This window comes from Sphingomonas bacterium (genome assembly GCF_903643065.1).
GTDB lineage: Bacteria > Pseudomonadota > Alphaproteobacteria > Sphingomonadales > Sphingomonadaceae > Sphingomonas.
Map to the genome: position 1 here is coordinate 1 of NZ_CAHJWX010000119.1, position 6328 is coordinate 6328.

The 6328-nt window shown below is 67.3% G+C and carries 5 protein-coding genes and 1 tRNA gene; 5 read left to right on the forward strand and 1 reads right to left on the reverse strand.

The annotated features are described in order from the left end of the window. The first annotated feature begins 69 nt into the window (after nucleotides 1–69). The 5 genes from moaA to HUU95_RS05765 all read left to right on the forward strand — a co-directional run bounded on the left by moaA (nucleotide 70) and on the right by HUU95_RS05765 (nucleotide 3270). Nucleotides 70–1071, forward strand: a complete 1002-nt coding sequence (gene moaA / locus HUU95_RS05745; protein WP_174279238.1) for a GTP 3',8-cyclase MoaA — start codon at nucleotides 70–72, stop codon at nucleotides 1069–1071. Next, entirely contained in the window at nucleotides 1068–1859 is a 792-nt protein-coding gene (locus tag HUU95_RS05750) for an NAD kinase (RefSeq protein WP_174279239.1), read from the forward strand. Before moaA ends, HUU95_RS05750 begins: the two co-directional genes overlap by 4 nt. Before the next feature lie 70 nt (nucleotides 1860–1929). After that, nucleotides 1930–2004 (forward strand) — tRNA-Asn (locus HUU95_RS05755). A 49-nt stretch (nucleotides 2005–2053) separates the two neighbouring features. Continuing rightward, entirely contained in the window at nucleotides 2054–2458 is a 405-nt protein-coding gene (locus HUU95_RS05760) for a secondary thiamine-phosphate synthase enzyme YjbQ (RefSeq protein WP_254602646.1), read from the forward strand. A gap of 155 nt (nucleotides 2459–2613) precedes the next feature. Then, nucleotides 2614–3270 carry a CC0125/CC1285 family lipoprotein gene (locus tag HUU95_RS05765; protein WP_368039800.1) on the forward strand — a complete coding sequence of 219 codons (657 nt, stop codon included), beginning with the start codon at nucleotides 2614–2616 and terminating at the stop codon, nucleotides 3268–3270. 193 nt (nucleotides 3271–3463) lie between these two features. Here the strand turns inward: HUU95_RS05765 and secA are convergent, their stop codons facing one another. Next, the gene (gene secA, locus HUU95_RS05770; RefSeq protein ID WP_174279240.1) at nucleotides 3464–6223 is read right to left on the reverse strand and encodes a preprotein translocase subunit SecA; all 2760 of its coding nucleotides are present in this window, start codon (nucleotides 6221–6223) and stop codon (nucleotides 3464–3466) included. Nucleotides 6224–6328 lie beyond the last annotated feature (105 nt).

Here is a 6328-nt window from a genome sequence, read left to right on the forward strand (position 1 = left end):
CGGGCTGTAGCGGCGGCCCGCGCGCGCGCAAGCCTTGCCGCCGCTCCAGCCAACCCCTAGCTGTCGGTCATGCCCGCGCCTCTGCCTTCGCTGATCGACGCGCATGGCCGCGCCATCCGCTACCTGCGCATCTCCGTCACCGATCGCTGTGACCTGCGCTGCCGTTATTGCATGAGCGAGGCGATGACCTTCCTGCCGCGCCATGCGCTGCTGCAACTGGAGGAGATCGCGGTCATCGCCGAGCGGTTCATCGCGCGCGGCGTCACCAAGATCCGCCTGTCGGGCGGCGAGCCGCTGGTACGCCGCGATGTCGGCGAGCTGGTCCGCCGGCTGGGCGGGCATCTCGGTGCGGGGCTGGACGAGCTGACGCTCACCACCAACGCCACCAAGCTGGCGGACCACGCGGCGAACCTCCACGCGGCGGGGGTGCGCCGCGTCAACGTCAGCCTGGACAGCCTCGACCCCGATCGCTTCCGTTTCATCACGCGCCATGGCGATCTGACGCAGGTGCTCGGCGGCATCGCGGCGGCGGCGGCGGCGGGGCTCGCGGTCAAGATCAACACGGTCGCGCTCGCCGGCCTCAACGAGGACGAGCTGCCGGCGCTGCTCGACTGGTGCGTGAGCCAGGGTCACGACCTGTCGCTGATCGAGACGATGCCACTGGGCGCGATCGACGAGGATCGCGTGGATCGCTTCGTGCCGCTGACGCGGGTGTTCGAGCGGCTGTCCGCCAGCCACGAGCTGGTGCGTGACGCGCATCGCACGGGCGGTCCGGCGCGCTACTGGCGCGTCGCGGGCACGGGGACGCGGCTCGGCCTGATCTCGCCGCTGACCGCCAATTTCTGCGACGGCTGCAACCGCGTCCGCCTCACCACCGATGGCAAGCTCTATGCCTGCCTGGGCCATGACGATCAGGTCGACCTGAAGGCGGCGTTGCGGGAAGGCGGCTTGCCCGCGCTGGACGCGGCGATCGACGAGGCGCTGCGGATCAAGCCCGCGCGCCACGCCTTCGTCATCGGGCGCGGTACCGCCCCCGCCGTGACGCGGCACATGAGCGTCACGGGCGGATGATCGCCAGCCCGGAGGGCCATCAGCGCCGCGCGCTGGTCGCCTCGCCGACCGGGCCGGCCCGCGACGCCGCCCATGCGCTCGCGAGCGCATGGGACTGGTGCGCGGTCGAGGAGGCCGAGATCGTCGTGGCGTTGGGCGGCGACGGGTTCATGCTCCAGACGCTGCACACCATGCTGGCCGGCCGGGGCGCGCCCAGACCCGTGTTCGGCATGAACCTGGGCACCGTCGGCTTCCTCATGAACGAATGGCGTCCTCAAGGGCTCGACGAGCGCCTTGCCCGCGCGCGACCCTTCCAGGTCACGCCGCTGACCATGACCGCGACCGGCGTCGACGGACGCACGCACACGTCGCCCGCGATCAACGAGGTGTCGCTGCTGCGTGAGACGCGGCAGACCGCCAAGCTGGAGGTGACAGTCAATGACCGGGTCGTGCTGCCGGAGCTGGCCTGCGACGGCATTCTCGTCGCGACGCCGGCCGGTTCCACCGCCTATAACCTGTCGGCGCAGGGCCCGATCCTGCCGCTCGGCTCGGCGCTGATCGCGTTGACGCCGATCAGCCCGTTCCGTCCCCGCCGCTGGCGCGGCGCGATCCTGCCGGACAAGACGCGCGTATCGCTGCGCGTCCTGGAACCCGACAAGCGCCCGGTCTCCGCCGTCGCCGACCAGCACGAGATCCGCGATGTCGCGCGCGTCGACATCGCGATGGACCGCACCCGCGAGCTGACGCTGCTGTTCGATCCGGAACACGCGCTGGACGATCGGATCACGGCGGAGCAGTTCGCGGCGTAGCCGCGCTTGCTCCCTCACCAGGACTTGATCCCTCCCGTCACGCGTGTATGACTTGGCCACACGCAGACGGTCCCTGATAGCTCAGCGGTAGAGTAGGTGACTGTTAATCACTTGGTCGTTGGTTCGAATCCAACTCAGGGAGCCATCTGCGAGTGAGTGCCATCGCAGCCCCTAGCGCAGGCCTTCGCCAATCCTTGACCGAGCTGACGATCGCGACGCCGGGCCCCGGCCTGCATGAGATCACGCGCGAGGTCGTCGGCTGGGTCGTGGCGCAGGGCATTGGCGACGGCCTGCTCACCGTCTTCTGTCGCCACACCTCCGCCTCGCTCGCGATCCAGGAGAACGCCGCCCCCGCCGTGCGCCGCGACCTCCAGCGCTGGATCGAGCGGATCGCGCCCGAGAGCACCGCCTACGAGCATGACGACGAAGGGCCGGATGATATGCCCGCGCACCTGCGCGCGGTGCTGACCGGCGTGCAGCTGTCGATCCCGGTGATCGGCGGCGCTCCCGCGCTTGGCACGTGGCAAGGCATCTATCTGTGGGAGCATCGTCGGCGTCCGCACCGGCGAACGATCGCGTTGCACCTGCTGGGCGTTTAAGCGCGGTATTCCGTCCCGCGACCAGCCCGCCGCACTTGCATCAACTGCCTGAAAGCAGGCTGTTTTATTGGCGGGAGCGAATCCGTTCATCGCTCGTTCCACACGGGTCGCCTATCACGTTCCCGTTGGATCGCGGCATCGGGCCGCGAGTGGAGATGCCCATCATGTCCCAGTTCCCGTTTCGCCGGCTGATGCTGGCCGGTGCCGCGTCGGCGGCGCTGTTGCTCGGTGCTTGCGTGTCCGAGACCACCTATCACCCCGCGACCGGTCGTGGCTTCGACCGCACCGGTTTCTCGGAGCGTCAGGTCGAGCAGAACCGCTTTCTCGTCTCGTTCGCCGGCAACAGCTCGACGCCGCGCGACACGGTGGAGCGCTACCTGCTGTTCCGGGCCGCCGAGATCACGCTTCAGAACGGCGGAGACTTCTTCGTCATGGCGGATCGTGACACCGATCTTCAGTCGCGCACCTACACCACGCCCGGCTTCGGCCCGGGCTGGGGCTATGGCGGCTTTGGCGGCTATTGGGGTCCGTCCTACCGCTATTACGGGCGCGGCTTCGCTGGCGGTGGCTTTGGTGGACGCGGCTTCGGCTATGGCGGCGGCTTCGGCTGGAGCCCCTGGTATGGCGGCGGCTTCGGTGCCTTCAACGACTTCGATATCCAGACGGTACAGCGCTATGAGGCGACGGCGGAGATCGTCGTCGGCCGCGGCCCCATCCCGCGCGACAACGTCCGTGCCTTCAACGCGCATGATGTGGTCCAGCGGATCGGACCGACGATCGTGACGCCGGAGCAGACACACCGGCGCAGCTGAGGCCGCGAGCGGCCGGCGACCATGCGTGTCGTCCGGCACCTTGGCTTATTGAGAAAGGGCGGGTTGGCGTTTGCCGGCCCGCCCTTTTTCTCGTTTGGGCTCGGCCCGGAGTCTCGCTTATCCGGTCACGCCATAAAAGGGCTGCGGCAATCCCGCTTGCGCAGAAAGGAGGATGACGGAGTAAATCTGCTCCCTACTCCCTACTCCCACCATACACGCTCACCGAGCCGTGACAGTGCTTGTACTTCCGCCCCGACCCGCACGGGCAGGGCGCGTTACGGTTGACCCGGCCTTCCCAATGCTCCGGATTGTCGCCCAGGTCCGGTTGCTCCGGGCGCACCATCTGCAACGGTGGCAGCTGCGTCTGCACCAATCCCCGCGTGCCGGCGTCGACATCACGGGAGTCGTCCTCGCCCGTGAACGGATCGAAATGCGTGGTGATGAAGTCGGGTAGCGTCGGCAGTGGCGGTGGCGCCTGGAACTGGAACTGCGCATGCGCGATCGTGCGGGTCACTTCCTCGCGGATACCGTCCAGCATCCGCTCGAACAACGCGAACGCCTCCTGCTTATACTCGTTGATCGGCGTCTTCTGCGCATAGGCGCGCAGGTGCACGACCTGGCGCAGCGCGTCGAGCGTCGACAGATGCTCCTTCCAGTGATGGTCCAGGTTCTGGAGCATGATCTGCTTCTCCAGCTGCATCCAGATGTCGGGCGCCAAGTCCTTCGCCTTCGCCTCGACGACCGCGTCGGCGGCGATGCGGACGCGCTCCTCGACCAGCTCCGGGTCGATCGCCTCCTCGCGCAGCCAGTCCTCCACCGGCGCTTCGACGTTGAACAGCTCGGCCAGCCGCTGCTTCATGCCGGCGACGTCCCACTGCTCCGGATAGGAGCCGGGCGGGCAGGTCTCGCCGACGACGGCATTGACCGACTCGGCGCGCATGTCCGCGACCATGTCGCCCACCGCGTCCGCATCCATGATGTCCGCGCGCTGCTCATAGACCACCTTGCGCTGGTCGTTCATCACGTCGTCATATTCGACGACCTGCTTGCGGATGTCGTAGTTGCGCGCTTCCACTTTCTTCTGCGCGGTCTCGATCGCCTTGGTCAGCCACTTGGAGCCGATCGCCTCGCCGTCCTCCATGTTCGATCGCATCATCCGCGCAAACAACGTGTCGGGGCCGAAGATGCGCAGCAGGTCGTCGTCGAGCGACAGGTAGAAGCGGCTGAGCCCCGGATCGCCCTGCCGCCCCGAGCGGCCGCGCAGCTGGTTGTCGATGCGCCGGCTCTCGTGCCGCTCGGTGCCAAGCACGAACAGTCCGCCCGCCGCCAGCACCTCCTGCTTCTCCGCCGCGATCTCGTCGCGGACGCGCGCGATCGCCGCCTCGCGCTCGGCTCCCTCGGGCAGGTGCGCCAGCTCGTCATTGACCCGGAACTCCAGGTTGCCGCCGAGCTGGATGTCGGTGCCGCGCCCGGCCATGTTGGTGGCGATCGTCACCACCGACTTGCGCCCGGCCTGCGCGACGATGTGCGCCTCGCGCTCATGCTGACGCGCGTTGAGCACCGAATGCGCGACGCCCTCCTGCTGGAGGAACTCGCTTAACAGCTCCGACTTTTCGATCGAGACGGTGCCGACCAGCACCGGCTGGCCCTGCTCGGCATGAACCTTGATCTTCTTGGCGATCGCGGCGAACTTGTCGGCGGTGTTCTTGTAGAACTCGTCTTCCTCGTCGACGCGTTTCACCTGAACGTTGGTCGGGATCGAGACGACGTTCATCTTGTAGATGTCGTAGAACTCCGCCGCCTCGGTCGCCGCCGTCCCGGTCATGCCCGACAGCTTGGGATACATGCGGAAATAGTTCTGGAAGGTGATCGACGCCATCGTCTGGTTCTCGGGCTCGATCGCGACGCCTTCCTTGGCCTCCACCGCTTGGTGCAGCCCATCGGACCAGCGCCGGCCGTCCATCATGCGGCCGGTGAACTCGTCGATGATGATGACCTTGCCGTCCTTGACGATATAGTCGGTGTCGCGCTTGAACATCACGTTGGCGCGCAGCGACTGGTTGAGGTGGTGGACCACCTGCGTGTTCTCGAAATCGTACAGATTGTCGCCTTCGAGATGCCCGGCCGCCTCCAGCATCCGTTCGGTCTTTTCCGTCCCGTCCTCGGTCAGGATGATCGACTTCTGCTTCTCGTCCTTCTCGTAATCGTCGGGGGACAGCTGCTTCACCACCGCGTCGACCTGCATGTACAGCTCGGATTTGTCGTCGGTGGGCCCGCTGATGATCAGCGGCGTGCGCGCCTCGTCGATCAGCACCGAGTCGACCTCGTCGACGATCGCCATCGCGAAGGCGCGCTGCACCATCGAGGCGCGGTCGTACTTCATGTTGTCGCGCAGGTAATCGAAGCCGAACTCGTTGTTCGTGCCGTAGGTGATGTCGCTGCCATACGCCTGCCGCCGCTGCTCGTCGGTCAGGTTGGGCACGATCACCCCGACGGTCAGCCCCAGGAAGCGATAGACCTGCCCCATCCAGTCCGCGTCGCGCGCGGCGAGGTAATCGTTGACGGTGATGACGTGGATGCCCTGCCCCGGCAGCGCGTTGAGATAGGTGGCGAGCGTCGCGACCAGCGTCTTGCCCTCGCCCGTGCGCATCTCGGCGATCTCGCCACGGTGGAGCACGATGCCGCCGACCATCTGCATGTCATAGTGGCGTTGCCCCAGCACGCGCCGCGCCGCCTCGCGTACCGTCGCGAACGCCTCGGGCAACAGGTCGTCGAGCGTCACGCCGTTGGCCAGCCGCTCGCGGAAGACGGCGGTCTGGCCCGCGAGCTGGTCGTCGGCCATCGCCTGCAACACGGGCTCGTGGCCGGCGATCCGCGCGAGGATGGGTTGGAGTGACTTGACGTATCGGTCGTTGGACGAACCGAACAGGGCCTTGGCGATGCCGCCGAGCATGGGCTGTATTCCTAAAATGCGAGCAGGCGCGCCGATCCGGGCGCGCGGACGAGGGGCTTGGAAAAGCGCCCGCCGCTATTCGCGGCGACGGCCAGCGAAGAGCGG